The sequence below is a fragment of the Paenibacillus sp. SC116 genome, assembly GCF_024733555.1.
Taxonomy (GTDB): Bacteria; Bacillota; Bacilli; order Paenibacillales; family Paenibacillaceae; genus Paenibacillus_B.
In genome coordinates this window covers 254,474-279,200 of sequence record NZ_JANIOF010000001.1, presented here as the reverse complement: position 1 = coordinate 279,200, position 24,727 = coordinate 254,474, and the positions used below count along the sequence as shown (strand labels likewise).

The 24,727-nt window shown below is 43.1% G+C and carries 19 protein-coding genes; 2 read left to right on the top strand and 17 right to left on the bottom strand.

Annotation, left to right across the window (positions count from 1 at the left end; genetic code table 11):
• Positions 1-113 precede the first annotated feature (113 nt).
• Positions 114-977 carry a DUF421 domain-containing protein gene (locus NQ117_RS00990; protein WP_258276168.1) on the bottom strand — a complete coding sequence of 288 codons (864 nt, stop codon included), beginning with the start codon at positions 975-977 and terminating at the stop codon, positions 114-116.
• A 669-nt stretch (positions 978-1,646) separates the two neighbouring features.
• Positions 1,647-4,820 carry a bifunctional cytochrome P450/NADPH--P450 reductase gene (locus tag NQ117_RS00985; protein ID WP_258276167.1) on the bottom strand — a complete coding sequence of 1,058 codons (3,174 nt, stop codon included), beginning with the start codon at positions 4,818-4,820 and terminating at the stop codon, positions 1,647-1,649.
• A 266-nt stretch (positions 4,821-5,086) separates the two neighbouring features.
• Between NQ117_RS00985 and NQ117_RS00980 the strand changes: the two genes are divergently transcribed.
• Positions 5,087-6,133 (top strand): WG repeat-containing protein, encoded by a 1,047-nt coding sequence (locus NQ117_RS00980; RefSeq protein WP_258276166.1) that lies wholly within the window; start codon positions 5,087-5,089, stop codon positions 6,131-6,133.
• Between the two features lie 518 nt (positions 6,134-6,651).
• Here the strand turns inward: NQ117_RS00980 and NQ117_RS00975 are convergent.
• The 14 genes from NQ117_RS00975 to NQ117_RS00910 all read right to left on the bottom strand — a co-directional run bounded on the left by NQ117_RS00975 (position 6,652) and on the right by NQ117_RS00910 (position 22,793).
• Positions 6,652-7,458, bottom strand: a complete 807-nt coding sequence (locus NQ117_RS00975; protein ID WP_258276165.1) for a zinc ribbon domain-containing protein — start codon at positions 7,456-7,458, stop codon at positions 6,652-6,654.
• A 577-nt stretch (positions 7,459-8,035) separates the two neighbouring features.
• Positions 8,036-9,091 carry a hypothetical protein gene (locus NQ117_RS00970; RefSeq protein ID WP_258276164.1) on the bottom strand — a complete coding sequence of 352 codons (1,056 nt, stop codon included), beginning with the start codon at positions 9,089-9,091 and terminating at the stop codon, positions 8,036-8,038.
• Positions 9,092-9,249: 158 nt separating this feature from the next.
• Positions 9,250-10,503: an MFS transporter gene (locus NQ117_RS00965; RefSeq protein WP_258276163.1), complete on the bottom strand. Its 1,254-nt coding sequence runs from the start codon at positions 10,501-10,503 to the stop codon at positions 9,250-9,252.
• A gap of 78 nt (positions 10,504-10,581) precedes the next feature.
• Positions 10,582-11,496, bottom strand: a complete 915-nt coding sequence (locus NQ117_RS00960) for a LacI family DNA-binding transcriptional regulator (RefSeq protein ID WP_258276162.1) — start codon at positions 11,494-11,496, stop codon at positions 10,582-10,584.
• Positions 11,497-11,736: 240 nt separating this feature from the next.
• Positions 11,737-13,260 carry a lipopolysaccharide biosynthesis protein gene (locus tag NQ117_RS00955; protein WP_258276161.1) on the bottom strand — a complete coding sequence of 508 codons (1,524 nt, stop codon included), beginning with the start codon at positions 13,258-13,260 and terminating at the stop codon, positions 11,737-11,739.
• Positions 13,257-14,729 (bottom strand): O-antigen ligase family protein, encoded by a 1,473-nt coding sequence (locus NQ117_RS00950; RefSeq protein ID WP_258276160.1) that lies wholly within the window; start codon positions 14,727-14,729, stop codon positions 13,257-13,259. Before NQ117_RS00950 ends, NQ117_RS00955 begins: the two co-directional genes overlap by 4 nt.
• Before the next feature lie 40 nt (positions 14,730-14,769).
• On the bottom strand, positions 14,770-15,879 hold the full coding sequence (locus NQ117_RS00945; protein ID WP_258276159.1) for a glycosyltransferase: 1,110 nt from the start codon (positions 15,877-15,879) through the stop codon (positions 14,770-14,772).
• Positions 15,876-17,054 carry a glycosyltransferase family 1 protein gene (locus tag NQ117_RS00940; protein ID WP_258276158.1) on the bottom strand — a complete coding sequence of 393 codons (1,179 nt, stop codon included), beginning with the start codon at positions 17,052-17,054 and terminating at the stop codon, positions 15,876-15,878. The genes NQ117_RS00945 and NQ117_RS00940 overlap by 4 nt, the downstream gene beginning before the upstream one ends.
• Before the next feature lie 21 nt (positions 17,055-17,075).
• Complete coding sequence (locus NQ117_RS00935) at positions 17,076-18,059, bottom strand: NAD-dependent epimerase/dehydratase family protein (RefSeq protein WP_258276157.1); 984 nt, start codon at positions 18,057-18,059, stop codon at positions 17,076-17,078.
• Between the two features lie 4 nt (positions 18,060-18,063).
• Complete coding sequence (locus NQ117_RS00930; RefSeq protein ID WP_258276156.1) at positions 18,064-19,362, bottom strand: nucleotide sugar dehydrogenase; 1,299 nt, start codon at positions 19,360-19,362, stop codon at positions 18,064-18,066.
• Positions 19,337-20,497 carry a glycosyltransferase family 4 protein gene (locus tag NQ117_RS00925; protein ID WP_258276155.1) on the bottom strand — a complete coding sequence of 387 codons (1,161 nt, stop codon included), beginning with the start codon at positions 20,495-20,497 and terminating at the stop codon, positions 19,337-19,339. Before NQ117_RS00925 ends, NQ117_RS00930 begins: the two co-directional genes overlap by 26 nt.
• Before the next feature lie 34 nt (positions 20,498-20,531).
• Positions 20,532-21,212: a CpsD/CapB family tyrosine-protein kinase gene (locus NQ117_RS00920; RefSeq protein ID WP_258276154.1), complete on the bottom strand. Its 681-nt coding sequence runs from the start codon at positions 21,210-21,212 to the stop codon at positions 20,532-20,534.
• Positions 21,187-21,942, bottom strand: a complete 756-nt coding sequence (locus NQ117_RS00915; RefSeq protein ID WP_258276153.1) for a YveK family protein — start codon at positions 21,940-21,942, stop codon at positions 21,187-21,189. The genes NQ117_RS00920 and NQ117_RS00915 overlap by 26 nt, the downstream gene beginning before the upstream one ends.
• 83 nt (positions 21,943-22,025) lie before the next feature.
• Complete coding sequence (locus tag NQ117_RS00910; RefSeq protein WP_258276152.1) at positions 22,026-22,793, bottom strand: tyrosine-protein phosphatase; 768 nt, start codon at positions 22,791-22,793, stop codon at positions 22,026-22,028.
• Between the two features lie 297 nt (positions 22,794-23,090).
• Here NQ117_RS00910 and NQ117_RS00905 point away from each other — a divergent pair, with 297 nt between their 5' ends.
• Complete coding sequence (locus tag NQ117_RS00905) at positions 23,091-24,119, top strand: LLM class flavin-dependent oxidoreductase (RefSeq protein WP_258276151.1); 1,029 nt, start codon at positions 23,091-23,093, stop codon at positions 24,117-24,119.
• A gap of 196 nt (positions 24,120-24,315) precedes the next feature.
• Here the strand turns inward: NQ117_RS00905 and NQ117_RS00900 are convergent, their stop codons facing one another.
• A complete protein-coding gene (locus tag NQ117_RS00900) occupies positions 24,316-24,675 on the bottom strand; it encodes a protein kinase (protein WP_258276150.1) in 360 nt (119 codons plus the stop codon).
• Positions 24,676-24,727 lie beyond the last annotated feature (52 nt).

Genomic DNA, 24,727 nt, shown 5'->3' with positions numbered 1-24,727 from the left:
AGATGTCTAACTAACATCATATCATGTCTGCTACTAAGAGAAAAATAAATACCCCTCAGACAATTGTTTCACAATTGACCAGGGGTACACATGTTATGACTATATTACTCTCCCTACTTAGCCATAGGATTCATATCAGATAACACATTTTCCAAGTCTGTGGAGAAGCGCTCATGAAGCTGTTTAATCTCCTTGTCTTTTGTTTTATCCGCGTACAATTTCAAATCTGCTTCGCATTTCTTCAACAAGGCAAGTAATTCAGAAGGAGGGGATGTCTTTTTCTTATTCACATTAATATGATCGGCGTACATATCCAAATAAAGTTCTTTCTTCGAATCCACTTGAGCAAGATATACCTCATCTTGTTTGACACGATATTCATCCAACTTTTTATTGAGCCAGTTGCGGTCAAGCCCAAGTTCCTTCAATGGTTCATCCAATATTTCTCCATCCATAATTACAAGTTGAGGTACATGTTCATTTTGAATGGAAAGTCCAATATCTTTAGCCGTGAGTGGCTGATTTTCTTTCGTAAGGAGCACGTTAATTTCCCCACTCGGTTCTATACTCGCAAATTCCACATCAGCAAGACTAAAGGCATTATTTTTACGCAGCTGCTGCATAAGCTCGTCGGCTGTTATTCGCTCCTTGCGCAGGTTATGCTCCAGTACTTTCCCATCTCTTATGAGAACTGTAGTCTTCGTATCGATAAAGTCCCTTGCTGTTTTGCTCTTCAATTGGAGCAAGTCAACTAACAGGGATATCCCCACCCACACTGAAATGGAAATAAGACCATAATACCACTGCGCATCCAAGTCTAAAGATATATATGCTGCCAAGTTACCTATTGTAATCCCCGTTATGTATTCAAATAAAGATAGCTGAGAAATTTGTCGTTTACCTAGCAGCTTCGTCATTAGAAACAGTACCACAACAGCAGATAACGTTCTTAATAATATTTCTAACTCACCGGGCATTGCCTAAAACCTCCGTTCATTTCGTCAAACCCCATTTCTTACTGTTGACCAAAATGAACAGGATTATCCATTAGCTACCGATATCACTTTATATAACGCCTACTTAACAAACAAGAAAGCTGATGATATGATTCGTGAATATAGATAAAATAGGTACCTTAATGACTATTCTGAGGAAGGTCGGGGATTATGACGATATTATATAGAATTATCAATATCCTACTCTCGGCTATTGTACTAACTTCAATTGCTTCACTTGATGTAGAGCATTTTACCTTCTTAGAAAATTTCATTAGATATTTTATTAGAATACTTGTGATGATAACTGTACTTGAGATACTTGTCATATTTGTTCTGAGAAAATGGAAGCTCCTATCTAGTCGTTCAATATTAATCATCACTATCTATGCTCTAATAGGTGTGCTAATATTCTGGCTCACCCCAGCTATTTCGTTAATACCTACAATTAGTATAAGTCTGTACGTACTCCACGTAACATTCCATGTATCATATTGGGGAGCTGTTGGAGCCATTACGCATTATTTAATCCATATAGGGATAAAACATATTATAAAGCTAAACAAGTAAAGAGAAGGAGCTATCGCCAATAGATAGCTCTTTTCGATTTCTTAACAAGTCCTACTCCTTAGCATGAGACCCTTTCATCACTTAAACCCCTGACCATACATCCTTCGCATAACGGCCTTCATCCAGCAAGGTTTCCAGCCAAGCCGCGGACTCGCGCTCATTCTCCCCATGCACTTCCTCCCATGCACGCTGTAGCGTCGCCTCCACATCAGGCGCCATCTTGGTGCCGTCTCCACATATATACAGGTGTCCGCCCTCATCGAGAATACGGATCAGCTGCTCTGCATCACGAGCCATAAGGTGCTGAACATACGTCTTTGGTTCGCCTTCTTTGCGAGACATCGCAGTGTGAAGAGTAACAATTCCGTCTTCCTCATATTGTTTCAGTTCATCATGGTAAATAAAGTCGCATTCACTACGACAGCCGAAATACAAGTGAGCAGGCCCCAACTGATATCCTTCTTCCTTAAGAACATTTCGAGCTTGTAGAAACCCACGGAAAGGAGCAAGACCGGTACCTGGGCCAACCATAATAATCGGTGTTTCCGTACGCTTCGGCAGTTGGAATTCAGTTTCTGGTGTGCGCACGAAAATAACGATCGAATCGCCCGGCTGGCGCTCCGCCAAATAGTTAGATGCGACTCCTCTATACTCACCATCACCGCTCCATGCAGGAGCATGAACAACACCAACGGTTATGCTCGCTTGATCAGCATGCACTCGCGGTGAGCTGGATATCGAGTAATATCTCGCCTTGAGAGGCGGCAGCAGCTCTAGAAATCGGTCAAATGCCATTTCACAAGCTTCATAACGCTCGAGTAGATCTAACATCGTTACTCGCTTCTGTTTAATTTGCGTCTTATACGCCTCTTCTTCCAATAGCGCTTCCAGCTCTCGACGATGTGGTGGACAAACGGTAGAAGAAGCAAGTTCTCGCAGCTGCGCACGTGTAGCAGCCTCCTGCAATTCAACACTGTGACTAAGCAAATCGAGCACACTTACAGGTCTCTCGAGTGGCAAATGCGCAGCACTGCGCCCTGTTGCGCTTAGAATTAGATGATCCGTGGCATCCAGCTTAAATCGGCGCAGTACCCGAATAACTAATTCTTTGCGGTTTATAGGCAGTACGCCAATATGATCCCCCTCGCTATAAGTAACTCCTTCTGGGAGAGAGATTTCGATATGACGAGTACTCCGGCCGCTATCTGGACTTTGCAGCTCACGATTATCAGCGATCTTTGCATGGAACGCTTCATATGACTCCGCTAGTGGTGTTCCTACAATGCCGCTAACAAATTGAACGGTAAGGTTATTCGTTTCCTTAGCTGTCTCCTCATTTAACTGTAATCCTAGAGCGGACATCACATCCTGCCACATTTGCTCTCGCCACGTCTCAACCTGAATTTCAAAGTCACCGCTTGCGTCTCCTTCACCAAGCGAAGTAAGACGCACAGCCCCTCTTGCAGCTAGTTGTTCATCGATAAGTCGCGGTACTTCTTGATACGTACTCGCCCAGTTATGATCGCCACAGCCAAATACCGCATATCGAACACCTTCGCATTCAGACCGGTCAGCCTCCTGAATCCATTTTACAAACTCACTCGCATTGCTCGGCGGCTTGCCATTATACGAAGCTGTCACGATAAAGACTGCTCCTTCCTTAGGCAGCTTGCCAGCCCAAGTATTTAAAGGTGCCACTTCAGTGCGGAAACCTTGATTGCGCGCCATATCTGCTAATTCACGTGCAATTCCTTCCGCTGTGCCAAGATTTGAACCAAATAAGACAAGCAATGGCGTGTTATGGCCCTCGACTCGATTGTTAGCTGCGACTGACGTTCCAGTTTTCTTTTGTTGAGCAGATTCATCGACAGCTGCTATCGTGAACCCTTGCTCGCTGCGTGGAAGAACCCGCATCGTAAAGCCGTCTGGCTTCAGCGTGAGCGATTCCTTCACTTTCAACTGATAATTGGTATGGTCAATAATCTCAAAATGTTTCAGCACCATGCCTAACACAAGTACGGCCTCTTGCATCGCAAACTGCTGCCCAATACAAGCACGCTGTCCATTTCCAAATGGTTTAAAAGCATGATGCGGTACTTTGCTAATATCCTCGAAACGTTCTGGACGAAATGCCTCGACATCCTCTCCCCATACAGCCTTATCACGATGGACAATTGGAACTAATACGTTTACACTGTCCCCTTTTTTCATAGGATACTTCCCTGCCAACATCGTATCTTCTTTCGCATACAGCGCAAATGCTGGAGCGGTTGGCCATAGGCGTAAGGATTCATTCAAAATCATGCGTATGTAAGCAAGCTCTCTCACTTGGGTATAGGAAGGTACCGCATCTACTAGAACTCGATCAACTTCTTCATATGCCTTTTGCAGTTTATCTGGATTTTTAAGCAAATAATATAGCGCGAACGATAATAATCCACTTGTCGTCTCATGCCCTGCAATAAGGAACGTAATAATTTGAAACCGAATATTTTCATCATCCAAACGCTCGCCCGTAGCAGGATCTTGACCATTTAACATGTGAGCAAGCAGGTCATTTCCACTTGCCTCTCCATGTGCTTTGCGCTCAGCAATGATTTTGTCCACTAACGCGTACATCGCTTGGATATCATGCTGAAATTGACGCTTCGTCACGACCATAAGCTTCTGTTGGATGTTAAGTCGCTGTAGTTGACCCATTGCTTCATCCAATGCGCGAGTCATGCTTGTAATAAACGGATGTGACTGTTCCCGGTAGAAGCTATTGAAACGATAGTCAAACCCGCACAACCCGATCGTATCCAACGTTAGACGAGTCATATCTTCAGCAACTTCTACGCTCTCATCGGGATTAAGCCGCAGCCATTTTTGGATCAACTGTACAGCAATGTCCACCATCATCTCATGATAGCCTCGCATCGCCATTTGACTGAAGCTTGGCAGCAAAATGTTATGAGCTCTTTGCCAGTTCGGTACCGTCGTCGCACTTGTAAACAACCCATCGCCGGTAAACGCTCTTACTTTTTGCAGCGGAGCCCACACTCTTTTATCAAAACGCGTCTCATCACAAGCATCCTCAACAAGCTCATGTCCAGATATGTATAATTCTTTTCTGCCCCCTGGCAATTCCAAGCGGAATATAGGACCTAATTCCTCCGCTAATCGCATTAGAGACTGCACCGGAGCTTCCAAATCAAGTTGTGGCAAGTTGCCTAATGGGCCAAACGACTTCGGCTGTGGAATATGCTGTTCCATTCGTTCTCAAATCCTCCCTGTTCATCTGCTCATTCAAGATGCAATTTCGCTCGCAAGTATTGTTACTATTTGAGAACCGAGCTTAATCTATCCACTGAGGAGTAACATCACATTACAAATGATAAAAGATCCATTGGTATCGTCTTTTACTGAGGAGGAACTCTGTTATGTCCAGATATTTAATTTTGCAAAATCCTAAGAAAAAAGTCTTATTCTTCCGATACATATATAGGAAATTCATACTAGAGAAAAAGGGGTTTACGATTATGAAGCGGAATTCACTTTCATTGGCTTTAAAAACGTGGTTGGCTGTGTTATTGATAACAACTGCAATGGGGCTCATTTCCGTAGAGCAATCACGTACAGTCAACGCAGCATCAGGTACTACGATTACCATGAAAGCTGGGGAATGGAAATCGATAAATTTGTACACGCAGTTTACTAATGATAGACCGGATACTCTGACACTCACATTAGCTGGATATTTGCCTGATTGGGGTTATTTTAGCTCCGATATGCTAGCAATCAAACCAAATCCTGATATACTGGTTCTATTTCCTGGTGAAACAGGAAAATTTGATTTGCAAATTAAATTCGGACCACGAGTTAAACCAGGAAAATATCGATTAAATATTGAAGTCATTGGTTCAAACGGTAAAGACGGTATATTGAACTCAGATTGGATAATAGAAACATATAAATACGATGTAATCATTGAAGGAGATACCAAAAAACAAGATATTGTCTATATTGATCAATACAGCGATTCCAATAATCAGGGGCTATACGCTTATAAAAACTCTAAAAACAAATATGGATATGTTAACAAAAATCGTAAAATTGTAATTCCGGCAGTTTATGATAATTATGGTCATTTCGATAAAAATGGTATTGCAGTTGTTGGCATGAAAAATAGTAAAGGAGAACATGGATACAAGTATGGTCTTATTAATAAAGCAGGCAAGTATGTATTAAAACCTACCTATGATGTAATTGGATTTCCCAGCGAAGGTTATTATCAAGTTGTTAATAATAAAAAGCATGGATTTATCAATGCACAAGGGAAAGTAGCCATTAAGCTACAATACGACCAAGTCAAATTCTTCGCTCAAGGCTTAGCACCCGTAATGAAAAATAATAAATGGGGCTTTATTGATAAAAAGGGTAAGCTTGTGATCCAATATAAATTCCAAAACGCAAATTTATTCGACCAAAACAATCAGGCTACGGTCATTTTAAACAATAAATACTATCTCATTAATAAAAAAGGGAAAATTATCAAGGAAACCGAATTCCAACCTATGTGGGATTAAAAAGTATAAAGAGTAGACAATGTTATTTCATGTTTATATCATTGTGTGCTCTTTTACTATATAAAAAGTCATTCTTGATACGCTCCCCTTATTTCACCCTATATGTCAACTTTCTTTTAAAAAGTTGTTGCTAAAACCATTTGTTATGTAAAATAGGCTGCAAACACTGGAATGGAAAGGAGACTCTTTATCTTAAAAAAGGTATCCTTACTGCTAGTCGTAGTGATCGTAATGATTGGTTCCATTGGAGGAAATGCTCCTGCTAAAGTCCAAGTAGCCACTTATGGAGATAAGGAAATTGTCCACGGGACTTCTCCCTTATCAGCCATTTGGATCGTTAACCGCATGCTGGAAGACCATTCAGTTCGTAGTTTAACCTGGTTCTGAATAATACAAACGAAAAACGAAGTTGGCACTTGGATGCATGCATCCCGTCTCCAGCTTCGTTTTTTGTTGGGTTATGAAAAAATCATTTTACTATAGTGATAATAAATCACTTTCTATAGTGCAACCTCTAATTAAAATCTAAATAGTTGACCAACAAATGGCAGCAGAACTCCTGACATGATACGAATTGTCACATAAGCGCCGACAATAATAAGTAAAATGCTATACATCAAGTCAATTCGCTCACGACCGGGCTCATGGTAACTTAGCAATACAAGTAACGGCGCTACAAAAATTGCCCCTGTAAAAGCGATTAAGAGAAGAAGCATGAACATACCAATATTTAAAAGTGACATCAATATTGCAAGAATAAGCAACCCCACAAACGGCAGCAGTATCGTACCAAAGCGCGCAATAACCTCTGAAAAACTAGCTTGATAACGATTCAGCACAATTACACCAAACGTAATCGTTCCAATCAAAAGCAAAAATACGACATAACCAAGAAACGGCTTCACTACCGTTTCAAAAAACGGTACATCACCAAACAAACCGATGCTGGACTGGAGTTGAATATACAAGATTAACGGAATAAGTAAAGCATAGATGCCCATGGTAACAAGTGCTTGAATGAGATGTGATTGGGATATCGTTTGCAATCGTTGATAAGGTGAACGGATGTTATCCATAACGTAACTAACATACATTTTTGAGGATTCGCTGGCCTTCTGCATACGCTCTTTCGTCAGCATGGAATTAGAGGTTGGTTCTGTCCCTTGGTTGAACTGCGCTTGACCATAAGGAACTCCCTGAGATGACGATAATGGTTGAGACGAACCTATTTCTCCTTGTATCTTTTCAGGCAATTTGGCACCGCAATGGATGCAGAACACGCCTTCATCCGTCGTATGTTGACAATTCGAACAAGTAACACTCATTGATCTTTCCCCTTCCACATGATTGATTTCCAGTTAAACCCTTTTTAACATTTTTCATTATCACCTATATTTCGACAATAGGCAATACTTACGTAGGATTACTCTCGTATTATGACCTGTTCTTTTGTCATATTTATATTTGTGCAGAATACCAGGATGTACCGAATTCATTTACAAACGTATTTTCTCACCCTTACTGAAGTAAGTTGCAAGCCCCAGACCCAGCTACTCGGCACATTACCAAGCACGAAGGGTGAAAAATAGTCTGTAAAAGGATGTCGCAGCTCTATCTCATCCTAATTCCGACTATCCTTAGCATATAACGGTTGCCATAGAGGCTATTTCGCTTAGATTCCCTTATTTTTAAATGTAATGGTTGCCAGAGAGCTTGTTTGCCTGATAAAGGGATGTAATTCACCATTATTGCTAAAATAAGCTCTTTCCTGACCGTTAAAATTCTACTATGGCATATTTCGTAAAAATAGCGTCAATGGCGACCGTTAGAAAAAAATAGAGTAGTATAAACGAATCTATACAGCCTTTTATAGGCTAAAACCGCTCCCTATACAATGGCAAATCAATCAGAAGTATCTTTAGATATATGTACAACTTGTTTCTTCTCATTCAATTGAACTGACACGGTAGCCTCTTGTTCTTTGCTAAAAACGAACAATCTAGCATTATTAGGGCTGCGCTTAACCTTATATGTCTTCAAATCAATTTGAAATAAATCTTTTGTAATCGGGCTTGCAACACGACGCGCATCTTGCTCTGTCACCTTTTTCTTAAATACTTTATCGGTCTGTGGAGTTTGGGGTTTATCAGCATAGTATTCAAACAAATTTTCGATTTCTGTTACTTCCCTTGATGCAGTATCTATATTTACAGTAATCCATCCTTTTTCCTCTCTCCCTGTCGTAAAATGCCAAAAGTCTGCTTTGTCATCTACTGTACGAATCGCACCAGTAAAGCTAATCGGGCGTTTCGTTATTTTTTCTACCGCTTTTTGTGCAGTCTCGTGCAATTGTTCATCTACCTCGCTATTCGTATAAACAAGTAAAAGCCTTTCGACGTGATAGTTATCTAGCATGATTAACATTTGACTGTTTTGAACGCGCGTGCTTATTTCGATGTTCTCAACTGGTCGTTTACTGAAATTAAAATAATATCGCGATACGGTTCCTGAAGAAATTACACGCTCTGAATCGACTTTTTGTAGAGCATGTAATACATTTTTCCGAATGTCCTCATCAAGTTCATCATACGAAAAGCTAATCGAGGCAGCTATTACTACTTTTGCTTTTTTATCTATCCTAATCTTACCATCGTATCTCTCATCTTCAGTACTGAAAATCCATTCACTTCCACCATCTATTTCCTTTCCCCACGCGACATCTGACCCAGCCAAAGCTAACATCATTTTCTTAGCCGCCTCAAGTGTCTTATTATCAACCTCCATTGGGGTCGACTGCTTCTGCTTCTGCTTCTGTTTCTGTTTCTCTATCTTCTTTACTTCTTGCTGTTTACTTGCAGTCGTTGGCTTCGCCTCTATCACCCCAGTCTGACTTATAGAGGTAAATAACATCATAGCAATTACTAATACTGCGATTTTCCCTTTACACTTGTTCTTCATTGCACACCCCTGTTGAATATGTTATCGATCTCATGTTGCTGTTTTAGTATACCTTTATTTTCTAAAATGTGCCGAACATATTAAAAGGACGAAGCATTAATGCGTTCGCCCTCAAATGTACTTCTTATTCACCTGAATCATCAAACTCTATATCTCTACTAACGATAATCTCGTATCGGCTTAATCCATGCCACTACCATTACACTCACAACCAGCGTTGCAATCGCACTAACCGTAAGCGCTGTCACTGGACCGTAACTGTCCGAAATCGCCGAACATATTGCGATCCCCACTGGTGGCGTTACACCAATGATCGAGCCAAGAATACCGAAAACACGCCCTTGCACCGCTGTATCGATCTCAACCCGCAGCATAATATTGATAATAAGCGTACTAAAAGCAAACAAACATCCAATTATTAAAATTAAGGGAAGCGCGGCCGCTGCTGAATCAACTTGCGCAATCAAGTAGAAGATCGGCCCCATCCCGACTGCTCCTGCAATTACCCAATACCCTCTACGACCAAGCCGTTCACTAAACGACATAATACCGATGGAACCTATTAAATAGCCCAAAGGAATAGAGGCTTCGATAAGTCCAAATACAAATCCATCCGCATGCCATACCTGCACGGCCATAACTTGGATAATCATGAATGACGACATGAAACTGCAAGACAACACAGGCATGAGAATAATACCTGCTTTGGCATAAGGATTGTGCCAGACAACCTTGAATCCTTCACGGAAATCTTCAATAAAGCTGGACTTCTGCCCTTCACTGCGCTCCATTTTACGAGGGAACTGACCTGCAGCCAACAAACATAGCGTAGATACGAGAAATGCACCTGCATCAATCAATATCGCGACAACACCACCGAAGAGGGCAACAGCCATTCCGCCAAGAGCAAAGCCAGATACTCGAATAATGTTATCCGCAATATTAATGATCCCTATTGCCTGTGGAATCTGTTCCTTGTCAACAATATCTGCAAGCGACGAATGAAACGCTGGACCATGGAACACACCAGCAAACGCTACTAAAGTGGTCAGTATGACAAGTACGTAGAACGGTACTTCTGGCTGTGTCATGACAAAAGCAATCCCTAATACAAGCACTAAACGGCATAGATTAGAGACCATCATGAGTGCGCGACGATCGATTCGATCCGCAAAAGTTCCCGCGAAGGAGCCGAATAATACGCCCACGATTAAATGCGAAATGACAATGACAGACATCTGCTTCGCACTGCCTGTCGTCTGTAGCACCCATAAGTTTAATGCAATATTGTGAAACATATTTCCAAATAAAGAAACCGCATAACTAGCAAACAATCCGATAAATGTGCGATTGCGCCATAACGAGGTATTCGCCTGACGAATACCTCCTTCTTCTCTTGCTAATTCCATCATCAAGTCTCCCTTACATAACACTTAAACGTTTAAGTTTCGAAATAAAAAACAGATGTGACTCTGCTTTTACCTTCATCCTTATTTCACTTTTATATATTTATCATTGGGAAGCGCAGCATCCTGCTTCAGGAGCTGCATCATCAGGTCAAAGCTAATTTGTGACTTATTTTCTACAGCAGACACACGCTTGGCTGGTGCAGGAACAATCTCTGAGCAGCCCATTGTGCAAATAATCGTCAAATGAGACGAATCAGTATATTTGGCAGCAAGCGCTCCTATAAATTCATTAAATATAATGCCTTTGCTCCCTGCTGGCTGACTGTTTATAAACTCAGCTAACTGTGCCTCATCCTCCATCACATACAACTGTCTCTCCTCAACACCAATCGTGTCTTTGATGGCTTGCACATAAGGCTCATTGTAATAAGGTTCTATGACGTAATAGCAATCATGATCTGCATTCCATGCTTGTGCACTTTGCAGCACGAACTCATAGTCATGGATGACTTTATAGAACAACGTATCCTCTACCAAGCTATCAATAACGACCAAAGGTACACCAGCAGGAAAATGATGTGAAATGGAATAAAAATGTTCCTCTTTTACATCAAATAAGAACACACCATCCAGCTTGCGCTCCGCAATAATCCCTACTTTGGGCTTCTCAGCATCTATACTAGATAGCACGACATGATAACCTCGCTCGGTCAACAGCTGCTCCAATCGATTGACCATGTCAGCGTAACGAAGCTGTCTCCACCACGGTTCATTGGCAGCACGATTAATCAAAATACCGATTAGCCCCGTCTTGCGCTTAACAAGGGATCGAGCCGCGAGATTGGGCACATAGTTCAAGCGCTCTACTGCTGCCAGCACGCGACATCGTGTTTCGTCTGTGATCGTCTGCTTTGGGACGTTATTCAATATGTAGCTAACGGTTGCTGTAGATACATTTGCTTCCTTCGCGATGTCTTTAATCGTTACTTTTTTCAAGCAATCACCTTCTCATCTCCTAATTCGTATATTCCAACTTACACTACCCATTCAATTAACAACTTAAACGTTTAAGTTATTGTACCATTACCTTGCTTATGTTGACTACATATAGATCTATAGAATCGAAAACATGCATCAGAAAGCTCGCTTTCACAATACACGAAAACCTTCTCACGCATGTTATTTTTCATATCGTAATGTCCCATAACATTGCTGTATGTTTCTCAAACCTAAAGCTCACTGTGATTTACTTCGTATCCCTCGGTACACAGTCTGCCCTCTCATCAACACCGTTCTAGCTGAACGAGGTTCACAAATAAGATTCCCTGCAACCACAATAATGAGCACGAAAAATGCTGTTATGATCGCCCAGACAAACCATTCCCCTAACGAGTTTACTCCCCTTGTAAAAAAATACGTACACAAAAGAATAGCTCCTGCTCCCAACCCTACATTACGAATGCTTCGAGTCAATCCATACGTAGGAGACTGCTCCAATATCGTTTTTGACGTGTACCAAATAAGCTCTGGCGTTCGATATAAATGTGCACATAACATTCCTAGTAATACCCCTGCCGCACCGAACCATTGCACGAATAGAATGGAAGCAGCCAGACTGATCACAGCCTCAATAATTGCAGGATTTCTCGTTTCTCTAAAATGTCCCGCAGCTTGAATAAGCATATGGTGTGGCGTACGCAGATTGCTTACGATCCCGACTGCAATGAACAAGATAGCAAGATCTGGCCGGATGTAGTCCGCATCCTGAATGCCGGAGGTATACACTTGAATAAAGGGAATAAGGAGCAGCGCTGTACATGTGTACGCCCAAGTGAGCACGCCACTAAATACATACTCAAAACTTTTGAAGCTGTGTCTCAGCACGCTCACCTCCCCCTTCGCCAGCACTTGCCCAAATGATGCCATTAATCCAGAAGAGAATGCGGAGACAAACATATTCACAGCTACAAACACCATACTGTATACCGAATAGACACTTACTTCTTTCAGATTGCAAAATATAGTGATGATAATAGGCGCGAAGCCAAATACAACTAAACCATTAAGCTGATGAATAAATACATCCCTACGCTGCTCCAACGATTGCATGTCAGGTGACGCTCGATAGTCGATCTGCTTATATTTTCGAGTAATATACCTCTTAATAAATATCGCCCTTGAGGCAAAAATGAATGTCGCAGCCGCCTGCATCGTAAGTGCATCAAAGCCATATATGATCAGTAAAATGCATATGACAGCATTGAGCATAACGCCGGCGGTCTGAATGAGTGAAATGATATAACTTTTCTGATCCGCGATTAGAAGTACACGATATTTGCCGATTAAATAATACTCCGTTAATCCACTCCCAGCCATAATGAACACCATCGCCCCTGCCGTAAATATGGAAATCTGAGCGTAGACAAGAAAGGGATAGACCAGCACTGCCCCTATTGCAAAAATGGCAAACAACTTGCCCGTTCTATTATAGAGTACTCGTGCCGCCGAAAGTACTGCACTCACCTGATACGTGTCATTGCTCGCTAGCGGGCGATACAAAGCCGCAATACATGCAGCTCCTAACCCAGCCTCCACAACAGATAAGTAGCGCATTACTTGCGTGATAGAAGCAATCATTCCGTTCATGGATGAACCATATGCTTCAATGATAAAGCGCGGCAGCAAAATGCCGACAAGTGCCGTAACGAATTGCAAGGCTAGACTCGCCGAGAGATTGTACAGCGCCAGCTTGCTTCTCATATACTCCCGCTCCCTCGCTCAGATGCCACAGGTTCTGTGTTATTGGCAGCTTCCAACGCTTCAACACTTTCCGATTCTGTATAGTACAAATTCATAATAAGCAGCACGATATAGAAATAGGTTGTATACATCCCTAGCGAATGCAGAGACAACAAAAAGATCATCGTTGAGATGATGGGAAGAAACGCGAGAAAACTTGGATTCGTTCGTGAATGCGCCGGCAATGTTTCTATGTGTAAATCGACTGTTCCAGTCTTCACCCGCTGTACATAAGCCAACAGCCATACAAAAGCGATAAAGACAACCGTCCCTACCATCCCCCATGCAACGAGTGACTCTAAATAAGTATTGTGTGGCCCTAGCTGCTGACCATGAACGGATATAGGGCTCTGTGGCAAATATCCTATGATACCTCTACCAAATAACAATTCCCACAAAGAAGAATCTTTGAACAGCGTCCAATACTGCTCAGCAAGAAAGGAGCGGGAACCTGTCATTTTGTCCAAGCTGCTTCCAATGGACATTCGATCAATTATCGATTGAATGACATTCATCATGGGAATGGCAAATACAGTTCCTAGTATCAATACTGCTGCAATAATTTTCGAGCGCATCCTTCTACTGTTCCGATCCACAGTTACTGCCATATAACCGAGCAAGAGCAACACCATAAATCCCATGGTAAGAAAATAGGTCCTAGATAGTGTCGTTAATCCCAACAACAACAGACCAATGGAACTATAGACAAGTAATGTATTGGGCTTTTGCGCTTGCTTGTACAGATGCAAGAGGAAAAAAGCCGCCATTAACACCATCATACCGAAACCGTTCGGATCACCACCTACACCCTCAAACCTACGAAATGGGGCAGAAGTCAACTCACTGGTTAAGCTCATTACCAAGCCACAAGCACTTGATACTAAAATGCCACAAGTAAACGTGTAGACAGCACGCTTGAAACTGGGTTTGAAGTTCATATCGATAATAAGCAGGCTTGCATACAGCATCAACGCGATCCATCTTACAGTCGGATTCATCCACTCTGATAAATAAGTGTACACATGCAGCAATTCGAGCATTATAAATCCCAACATGCTCAACAATCCGACTACATGCAGCTTCATGCTGCTTATTCTCGCAGCGACGTGTTTTACAAAAGCAGCTAAAAACAGCATAGTTGCAAAAGAGGAATCTGCTTGTTCCGTTACAAACAAACTTAAAGATGGAAGTAGAAATACGAGTAAGTAGAAGTTAGAGTCAGCAGAAGATATGGCGATGTAAATGCCCATGCACAACATGGCGACGAGCAGCAGCGAGGGTTGTTGAAAGCCGGCATAGAGCATGAGCAATATTGTAATGCTAGGATAGAACCAACCTAGTCGAGGAAATCGGTTTGCAAATGATATCGTACGATTGCGTAGTTCTGTTCCTCTTAGCTCGTGACTGTCCTTTATGGAACGTTGCGACACTGCACCTCTTCCCTTCTGACGCGTGCGCATTGCGCGATATTTATACGTTATAGATCTGTAAAAGTCTGTTTAGGCTGCTGTTCACATCATAACCCCGCTCAGTCAGCTTAGCTCGCGCCTCCTGTTGATTGCCTTGCCCTCTATCGATACAGCTCAGTAATTCATATGCCCAAGCCTGCGCTCCAGCGGATACATCCATAAAGGTGACCATCTCCGCCCCTATATCTGACTCACGAGTTACTCCTGTAGATACAAGACACGGGATCGCTGCGGCTTGCGCTTCTAACAGCGTAACAGGCAACCCTTCAAAGTGGGATGGCAGCAAATATAAATCAAATATATTCATTAGTGCAGGTATATCTTCTCGGGAGCCTATCATAAAAACGTGCTTCTCCAGTCCCTTCTTGCGTATGATTTCCTCCAATTCGGACTGCAGCGGCCCATCTCCAACCAGTACAAATCGGAACGGTACACTTGCATGATGATTTTTCAATTGCTCTGCAATTTCGAGCATGAAATGATGATTTTTCACAGGCGATAACCTGCCAACATGACCGATGACCAGACAATCGCTTGGAATATTCAGCTCTCGTCTCAACTGCTCACGCTCCCACGGAGAACGGTTGGCATACTCTTCGGGTTGAATTGCATTCATCAGTATGGAAAATGAGCGAGCTCCATACATAAATGTTCCTGCGTCTTTACCGCAAGCGATGAGCTCAGTAGCTTGACCAATCGACAATGACTTTAGCAAAGGCAGCATGGCCTTCTGCCAGCGCTGCTCAACATTGCTCGTATGAATATGGCAAATACGTGTATCAATTCCTGCCATACGAGCGGCTAATAAAGCAAACCCACCTTTGTAGCCATTGTGCACATGAATCGCATGGTAGGGGCCCTGCTCATGAATCAGTTTCTTGAGCGCACGCATGTAACGAAAAATACCTTGCTTCTTCATATATTCAAAATAAAAAATGCGCCCACCCATAGATACAATTTCATCGTGCAAATGTCCGCGATTGAACGATGCAAAGTCAAACTGAACTTGTTCTTTATCAAGTGCACGGTATAGATTCATTACCGTGGATGTAATGCCACCAAAGCCAGTTGACGGTATGATATGCAAGATACGCTTCAACTCTTTGCTCATCCCTCGTACATCCTTCCACTATCATTAATCGCACAGCTTCTGTCTGAGAGCCCATACGCACGTTGGATACAGTCAGCAGCATGCTCAAGCAAAAATCCTCTTCTTAAAAAGGCTGCTCGTATCTCATCAGGCCTTGGTCGTACTGCATTTGCTTGTTTAAAAATAGCCTGCATCCAGAATGGCATGGATTCATTCAGGTCTACAAATCGCACCGTGCCAAGCCCCATATCCGCTTCTTCTGGCAAAGTAGATGACAGCACACAAGCTGTGCCTGCAGCCTGCGCTTCTATAGCCGCTCCGCCTAATCCCTCGTAAAGGGATGGCATGACAAAAACATCAAACATACGAACGAGCCTAGGAATATCATCCCTAATACCAAGAAAGTGAACATAAGCAGCAAGACCAGCTTCTATGACTTGCCGTTCAATCTCTAATCGCTGATCCCCGCTTCCAATGAGAACAAGCCTTGCATCAATGCCCGTTCTTCGTAAATTTTCTAGCAATCGCACTAAGAAGGTTTGATTTTTCACAGTGCGAAAACTTCCAATATGCCCTAGCAAAATGCCGCAAGCCGGAATTCCTGCCTGCTGCCGCAGAACGAGTGGATCGAGATGATTGACTTGTTCATAGGCAGACAAGTCTATAGCGTCAGGAACGATCTCTACCTTTCCCTGCTTCATGACATGCTCACCAAACAAGTATTTCCCTGCCGCTTGGCTTATTGCGAGCAGACGCGTGGCACAAGATGAAATAAGCAACCTGCCTAATAGCAGGGCAATTCGTTTATGCAGCGAAGCAGAGCGCGCTGTGCCCGTTGTTCGGGCATGGCATACTCGGTGAGGGATGTCAGCCATGCGAGCTGCTAGTGCCACTACACCTTCATGATGTGCCGTGTGGGCATGCACGGCTTGAAATGGTCCCTTGGTTTTCATTAAGTGGTACATATCCTGCACATGGCCAATTAGGCTCTCTTTGGGGTGGCGAACAACAAACCTTCTCCCTCCGAGCTGTGCAATTTCTTCATCAAAATAATGCTTCCCACCCTCTAAACTAAGGAAGTCGAATTGAATGTGACTGCGATCCATATAACGGTACAGATCCATGATACGAGATTCAGCACCGCCTTTGTCCATTCTTGCAAATACATGCAGAACGCGATAAGGAGCATGCGTCATTCATCAAACCTCCCTTTTTATCTAGCGATTGAAATAGGCTCGATACCAGGCAGCAGCTGCGTCAAATCCCCGATGGAAATCCCATTCCGCTGTATAATTCAATAACGAACGGGCTTTTGAAATATCCGCAAGACTATGCTTAATATCCCCTTGCCTATCAGGTCCATAGTTCGGACGATACGGAATGGACAGCTGCTCGCACATCATTCGAAGCATGTCAGCAATAGTGAACGATTCAGCGCATGCGATATTGAATACCTCGCCATTTGCCTTGTCCCCAGCCACACAAGCTTTTAGATTTGCCTCAATAACGTTGTCAATATAAGTGAAGTCCCTTGTCTGCCTTCCATCTCCATTTATCGTAGGCTGCTGCCCTTCCAATAAAAGCTTGGCAAACAACGGAATGACTGCCGCATAAGTCGAATAAGGATCTTGCCTTCTGCCAAATACGTTAAAATAACGAAGCCCCACACAAGGCAACTGATACAATCGTGTGTACAACGAGCCGTAATACTCATTAACGGCCTTCGTAATCGCATAAGGAGACAGTAGTTTCCCTTCCTGCCCTTCAATCTTAGGGAGCTGTTCTGCATTCCCATACACTGATGAGGAGGAAGCATACACAACCCTCTTTACCGTACCTGATAAGCGTGCTGCCTCCATAATATGAAGCGTTCCAACAATATTGTTGTGATCGTAAAGGATCGGATCCCTAATAGAACGTGGTACAGATCCGAGCGCTGCTTGATGAAGAACATAGTCGACCTGCTTGCAAGCTTCACGGCAAACATTTGCATCACGAATATCGCCCTCTATAAACGTATAGTTAGGATCGTTTAGGAATAATACAACATGCTCCTTTTTTCCTGTTGAAAAATTATCAAGTCCTCTCACCTTCATCCCCATCTGAAGAAGGGCCTCTACAAGATTGGAGCCAATGAAACCAGCTGCCCCAGTTACGAGGAACTGCGTACCCGCTTGAAATGTAACATCACGATATCCCATCCGATCACAGCCTCCAATAGGTATATCCTTTGGACTCAGCCTCGCGTCGATCATAGATTCCTTTTATATCGATTAGCACTGAACGATGATGTTCATACAAAGAACGAAGCTCATCCAAAGCAAGATTCATATACTCCCTATGATTTACTGCAACAATTACAGCATCAACGAGCGGTATTTCGTGAGCCAGCTCAATGCCATATTCATTAAATAGCACTTCACGGTCTGCATGCGGATCTACGACCACGACATCGATATGATACTGCTCCAGTTCTCGAATCATTGATACGACTTTGGAATTACGAACATCGGGAACATTTTCTTTGAAGGTCACACCCATGACCAGCACTTTAGCGCCTTTAATGGAACAGTTATCATAAATCAGCTGCTTGACGAGACTATCCGCTACGTACTTGCTCATATTGTCATTGATTCGTCTTCCAGCTGTAATGACTTCCGGATGATATCCAATTTCCTCTGCCTTGTATGTTAAGTAGTAAGGATCAACACCGATGCAATGCCCACCCACTAATCCCGGTTGAAAGTTCAAAAAGTTCCACTTCGTACCTGCTGCCTTCAGTACATCCAGCGTATCAATGCCGAGTCGATTAAATATAATCGATAGTTCATTCATAAACGCAATATTGATATCACGCTGCGCATTTTCGATCACTTTAGCTGCCTCTGCCACTTTAATAGAAGGAGCCCGGTACACTTCTGCTTTAATGATCAATTCATACACGCCAGCAATCGTCTCCAATGTGGCCTCGTCAAGCCCAGCAACGATTTTGACAACTGTTTCAAGTCGATGAACTTTATCACCAGGGTTAATTCGTTCAGGTGAATAGCCTATTTGAAAGTCTATGCCAGCTTTTAATCCAGACTGTTGCTCCAAAATAGGCATGCATATTTCCTCTGTCACACCTGGGTAGACCGTAGATTCGTATACGACAATCGATCCCGTTTGCAAATGGCTGCCCACGATAGAACTAGCGCTTATTAAGGCGCTCAAATCAGGCTTATTGTGCTTATCAACAGGTGTCGGCACAGCTATAATAATAAAGGAAGCCTCGCTCAGATAAACGGGGTTGCTCGTGAACATCATTTTGCTCGCTTGAACGGAGTCGTCTCCTACTTCATTCGTCGGATCGATCCCCCGATGATATAGGCTAATTTTAGTCTCGCTGCTATCATATCCAATCACACTCGCATGTTTGGAGAAGGCCACGGCCAACGGCAGGCCAACATACCCAAGTCCAACAACCGCTATTTTCCTCTTATGATCTTTGATCGCCTCCAACATAGTTGACAGCCTCCAAAGGTTGGATTTGCATCGTTTCCATAATCGCTTGATTCACTTTGTTGACATCGTATTTATCTCGAACCAATCGTAAACTCTGCTGAGACATCCATCTTAGCCGCTCCCTATTCTCGATCATCCAGATCATTTTTTCTGCAAGTGCTGCCGCATTTTTAGGTGGAACGAGAAAACCGTTAATTTGATCGGCTACCGTTTCACGGCAACCTGGTGCATCTGTCGTAATGATAGGACGGCCAGTAGCCATTGCTTCGAGCACACAACGGGGCGTCCCTTCGTGATAGGAAGGCAAGACGAGCACAGAACATTGCTTCAAGTAAGGACGAACATCATCTGTTGCGCCCATGTATTCAATAGAGCCATCTTCTTCAAAGCACTTCAGCTCCTGCTGATGAATAGCAGTTGGGTTGGTATCGAACGGGCCAAGAACAAGACAGCGAGCTTGCGGATACTGCTCCCTTACGAGCTTAGCTGCCTCCATAAACTCACGGATTCCTTTATCTTTAAGCAGTCTGCCAACAAACAAAAACACATCCTGATCAGGCAGAGGTTGTTCTGTGAAAACACTCAAATTAACGCCAGAGCCGTTAATAAGTGAAGGCTGCTCCGTACGAATAAGATTCATGCTGCTCATTGCTTTCATATCATCTGGGTTTTGAAAAAACACTCGTTTACAGCAAGCTAACGCGAGTTTGTACTGGAGCTTTAAAATAAGTTTGACGATAACAGCTTTTATCGAGGATTTACGATTGCTATGCAGAATAGACCCGAGACCAGCAACCAATGCGTAAATGCGATTTACTCCCGTTAATTTCGCTGCTACACATCCGTATACGATTGATTTGGCTTGATAAGCAAAAACAAAGTCAGGCTTGATTTTATGTATGTACTGAATCAGACGAAGAAAGGTTCGTATGTCCTCAAAGGGATTCATGCCAGTGCGAGCAATAGGTATAGCGTAATATACGATTCCAAGCGCTTTGAATTCTGCTTCCCATTTCTGCCCATGCTCGGGAGCTATTGCGATAACTTCATATCCATTCCTCTGAAACGCTCTAATCATGTCCAGCCGAAAGGTTAACAGCGAGGGAGCTAGGCTGGATATCAATAACACTTTCATCGGTTCCACCTCACACGCTTCACAGTGTGTTCGCTTATGACTCCCTATAGTAGTGATACCGGCTGCTCACTTTTGCTTTATATTGATTAAGTACCGTTCCTAATAAATTCGCATTGACGAGTTCAAGATTAGCTTTTGCTTTTCTTATCTCTTCACGCTTTATTCTGCCGTATTGAACGACAAGCAGCACACCATCGCATTTGGCAGCCATAATTTGAGCATCTGCTACAAGCAGAACTGGCGGAGTATCCACAAATATTAGATCGTACGACTCACTGAGTTCCGTCATGAAGCTAGTCATACTTGGAGAGGATAACAGCTCTGATGGATTGGGAGGAATTGTCCCAGCGGGTATGACCTTCAAATTCGGAATACCACTCTCTAACATAACGGATTCCAAACTAGCTTGCTGTGCTAATACATTCGTCACACCCACTCGATTGGATAAATGGAAAAATTCATGAACCGTCGGCTTTCTCAAATCCGCATCAACAATAACAACTTTCATATTGGACTGCGCATAGGCGACTGCTGCATTTACTAGTGTTGTTGATTTTCCTTCCCCTTCTCGGGAGGAAGTAATCATGATGGACTTCATCGGACAATCAATCGAGGAAAATTGAATATTCGTTCGCAGTGTCCGATATACTTCCGAGATCGGAGACAGCGGGCTGTATGCCGTAATCAATTTAGACTTTCGCGTCAATCGTGACATCGCTCCCCGTTCCTTCCTCATGGATAACTGCTGTGCTCGATTTGGTAAAGTTCGTTTCTCGGATGATATTTACAGTTGCTAGTACTGGCAAGTTGAGCAATCGTGCTAACTCCTCTTCACTTTTAACGGTGTCATCCAACATCTCAAGCAGAACAAACAACGCCACCCCACCTACCAATGAGATCATAAAGGTAACCGCTACATTGAACACGATATTGGGACTAACTGGTGCAGGAACTGCTTCCTCATTGGCAAGCCCCAGTATGGACACGTTGTCAATGTTCATCAAAGAAGGTATTTCACGTTGAAATTCAAGCACAATAGCATTCACGGTCTTCACTGCTTGGCTGTAATTCTCATGCTGATAAGAAAGCGTTATAACTTGTGTTGAACTTGCGGAGTTTACTTGCAATCGACGAGATAATTCTTCCGGAGTGTGTTCAATATCAGGGTGATTCGCCGTCACTTTTTTCATCATCGCAACGGTCTTTATAATTTCTTTGTAGGTATCCATAAGCCTTAAATCCATATTTACTTCATTTATGCTCATCAAAGACTGACCCGTAGTATTGGTTGAACTGATAATGATTTGACTGGAAGCTTCATACTTGGGCTGTAATAAATAAAGACTAACAATCCCTGCACATACAGATGCGAGTACGACAATCGTAACCAACCACCAGCTACGTTTGCGGATAACTTGTAAAATCTCTTTGATGCCCACCTCCATATTGACCCTCCTATCACATCGATTGAGCCCTCTATATGACTCTGACCCATGGGACATCTATTATTGAGTTTGGGTTAGATGGTCTAATACCGGGACATACGCCATATCGAACCGGACAGCGCAGGCTCTTGAACCGCGATGTCTTTGTTCTGCAAGACGTTAATCGCGTTCAGCATGTAATTTTGAACGAGACGCTCGCCCAGCACTTCTTCAATTTGTTGATAGGAATTTGCAAGATCGGGTGGCCTTGAACGACAATTGTGGCAGTCTGACGCAATAAGATGAATAAAGTTCTGTTTGCACAATTTCCATGCCAATCTCCTAACTTTCGAACCAAATCTGCCTGTTAATGAACTGGCCGTTACTTGACATATTGCACCTTCACGAACAAGCTCCACCAATCGCCCTACATCCTTCATCACCTCAGCATTACGTTCAGGATGTGCAATAATCGGGACCATGCCAAGCAACCTCAACTCATAGAACAAATCCCGACAAGAGGTCGGTATGTGTGAAGTAGGGAGCTCAATCAATACGTATTTGGAACGATGCAAGGAGAGAAGTGTTTTGCCTTCGATCCAATCCAATAACAGACTGTCGTACATTTGAATTTCTTGGCCTGCATATACCATAACATCGACGCCTTGCTGCTTAAGCTCTTCGTTTAAACGTGCTGTAGCAATCTGGATGTCAGCGGCTTCGTTACGGTATCTGCCGTTGCGATGATGAGGAGTTGCAATCATAGCGCGTATACCTTGTGCATATGCAATTCGTGCCATTAATACAGCGACTTCAAGCGAAGGTGCTCCATCATCAAGGCACGGAACAATATGTGTATGTATATCAATCATTGCCTTCCTGACTCTCCTCACCGACGAATCTACTGTTTAGTTATGTATATAGACAAGGTTTCCCCTTTATGATCTTGGATTGCAGTCCCCAAAAGAAAAATATTCAAGCTATCACATGCGGGATATCATTGTTTGGAGCAGTTATGTTGTCATGCCCCTATGTTTACTTTATAATTGTTAGTACATTACTGGTATTAAGCTAAAATGTTATTAGCTGTAGATTCATTCCTTACATTTATGATTTCGTTATTAACATGCCATAAAGCGATTACCTAGAGAGCAGGTGACCTATAAAATATGGAACAACCATCACAATCGACTCACCAATCACTGGCTAATATCCCGTTGTCCGTATTGGATCTATCTCCTATCGTTGAAGGCAGTACGGCTGCCGAATCCTTTCGGCGAACTGCAGACTTAGCACGCCATGCAGAAGCATGGGGCTACCAGAGGTATTGGTTGGCCGAGCATCATAATATGCCTGGCATAGCAAGCTCAGCAACTTCTGTGCTTATCGGACATGTAGCTGCGAATACCTCGACCATCCGAGTAGGATCAGGCGGTATTATGCTGCCAAACCATGCCCCAATCGTTATTGCAGAACAGTTCGGTACGTTAGAATCCCTCTACCCGAACCGCATTGATCTAGGCTTAGGCCGAGCGCCGGGCAGCGATCAGCTTACTGCGCAAGCACTTCGTCGTGATACAGGCCGCAATGGGCAGGAATTCCCTGAGCTGTTGGATGAGCTGCGAAATTATTTGCGACATGCTTCACCACTTGAGAATCGGGTTCGCGCCGTACCTGGCGAGGGCCTTCATATACCGATCTGGCTGCTCGGTTCGAGCGGTTTCAGTGCGCGACTAGCTGGAGATCTTGGGCTTCCCTTTGCATTCGCCAGCCATTTCTCGCCTGAGAATACACGCCCTGCACTGGAAGTGTATCGGAACCACTTCCAGCCTTCAGAAGTGTTGGATGCACCTTATGTTATCGTAACGGTCAATGCCATAGCAGCGGATACCGATGAAGAAGCAGAACGATTGGCGACCTCATCGCAGCAGCAGTTCCTGAGCCTCATTCGCAATAGGCCGCAGAAGCTGCAGCCTCCTGTTGACAGTATGGAGGAGCTTTGGAGCGAGTATGAGAAAATGCTTGTGCAGCGTACGCTCTCAACATCGATTATTGGCAGTCCTGCTACTGTCAAGCGCAAACTGACCGAACTGTTAGAATCAACGAATGCGGATGAAATTATGATCAACAGTCAAATTTATGACCATGATGCAAGGCTTCGTTCATTTGAGATCTTGAATAATGTTCGCGCTGAATAGACTTGGATTAAAAACATGCGTGCCTATCTCGTGAGGATAAGCTGGTAAAAGTTATTTATGTAAACAAAAAGACGGTACAGAAATGAATCTCTGTACCGTCTTTTGCTATCGGTTCATAACTGTGAACTGCGAACAAACAGCAATATAAAATCCCAATGTAGTTTTCAATAGAGTTACTTACGTAAAGTTTTCTCTTTTATATCGTATCCAAATATTTATCTGCTTCTTCGTAGGTTTGAGACACATTAAAAATACCACCGATTTCTTTAATCAAACGGGACAATTGAAGCTTGGTAAGTACGGAGCTAACGATCATCGAGGAACCAATAAGCTGCTTTGCAGCCATGTAGGCACGAAGACCCGCAAGATAGTCATTTACTTCAGGGGGTGCTGCTTGAGCTTTGGCCATATCAATACAGAACGTGTACCCTAATGTAGCTTGGTCTACACATTCACGTACTGCTATATCGTATACTTTCGCCTCTTCTAATGTCATAAGACCTTCTAATTTTACATAAATGCGATTTTTATCTTCTCTGTATCTAACTTCGTACATAATATAGATTCCTCCTGGAATATATAAGTTTAAAATGGTAGTTTTTATAAAG

What these genes read in the sequence shown, in the direction of transcription:
- NQ117_RS00990 (WP_258276168.1), bottom strand. Translation starts at nt 977, where the DNA reads ATGCCCGGTGAGTTAGAAATATTATTAAGAACGTTATCTGCTGTTGTG.
- NQ117_RS00985 (WP_258276167.1), bottom strand. Translation starts at nt 4,820, where the DNA reads ATGGAACAGCATATTCCACAGCCGAAGTCGTTTGGCCCATTAGGCAAC.
- NQ117_RS00980 (WP_258276166.1), top strand. Translation starts at nt 5,087, where the DNA reads ATGAAGCGGAATTCACTTTCATTGGCTTTAAAAACGTGGTTGGCTGTG.
- NQ117_RS00975 (WP_258276165.1), bottom strand. Translation starts at nt 7,458, where the DNA reads ATGAGTGTTACTTGTTCGAATTGTCAACATACGACGGATGAAGGCGTG.
- NQ117_RS00970 (WP_258276164.1), bottom strand. Translation starts at nt 9,091, where the DNA reads ATGAAGAACAAGTGTAAAGGGAAAATCGCAGTATTAGTAATTGCTATG.
- NQ117_RS00965 (WP_258276163.1), bottom strand. Translation starts at nt 10,503, where the DNA reads ATGATGGAATTAGCAAGAGAAGAAGGAGGTATTCGTCAGGCGAATACC.
- NQ117_RS00955 (WP_258276161.1), bottom strand. Translation starts at nt 13,260, where the DNA reads ATGAGAAGCAAGCTGGCGCTGTACAATCTCTCGGCGAGTCTAGCCTTG.
- NQ117_RS00945 (WP_258276159.1), bottom strand. Translation starts at nt 15,879, where the DNA reads ATGAGCAAAGAGTTGAAGCGTATCTTGCATATCATACCGTCAACTGGC.
- NQ117_RS00940 (WP_258276158.1), bottom strand. Translation starts at nt 17,054, where the DNA reads ATGACGCATGCTCCTTATCGCGTTCTGCATGTATTTGCAAGAATGGAC.
- NQ117_RS00935 (WP_258276157.1), bottom strand. Translation starts at nt 18,059, where the DNA reads ATGGGATATCGTGATGTTACATTTCAAGCGGGTACGCAGTTCCTCGTA.
- NQ117_RS00930 (WP_258276156.1), bottom strand. Translation starts at nt 19,362, where the DNA reads ATGTTGGAGGCGATCAAAGATCATAAGAGGAAAATAGCGGTTGTTGGA.
- NQ117_RS00925 (WP_258276155.1), bottom strand. Translation starts at nt 20,497, where the DNA reads ATGAAAGTGTTATTGATATCCAGCCTAGCTCCCTCGCTGTTAACCTTT.
- NQ117_RS00920 (WP_258276154.1), bottom strand. Translation starts at nt 21,212, where the DNA reads ATGTCACGATTGACGCGAAAGTCTAAATTGATTACGGCATACAGCCCG.
- NQ117_RS00915 (WP_258276153.1), bottom strand. Translation starts at nt 21,942, where the DNA reads ATGGAGGTGGGCATCAAAGAGATTTTACAAGTTATCCGCAAACGTAGC.
- NQ117_RS00910 (WP_258276152.1), bottom strand. Translation starts at nt 22,793, where the DNA reads ATGATTGATATACATACACATATTGTTCCGTGCCTTGATGATGGAGCA.
- NQ117_RS00905 (WP_258276151.1), top strand. Translation starts at nt 23,091, where the DNA reads ATGGAACAACCATCACAATCGACTCACCAATCACTGGCTAATATCCCG.
- NQ117_RS00900 (WP_258276150.1), bottom strand. Translation starts at nt 24,675, where the DNA reads ATGTACGAAGTTAGATACAGAGAAGATAAAAATCGCATTTATGTAAAA.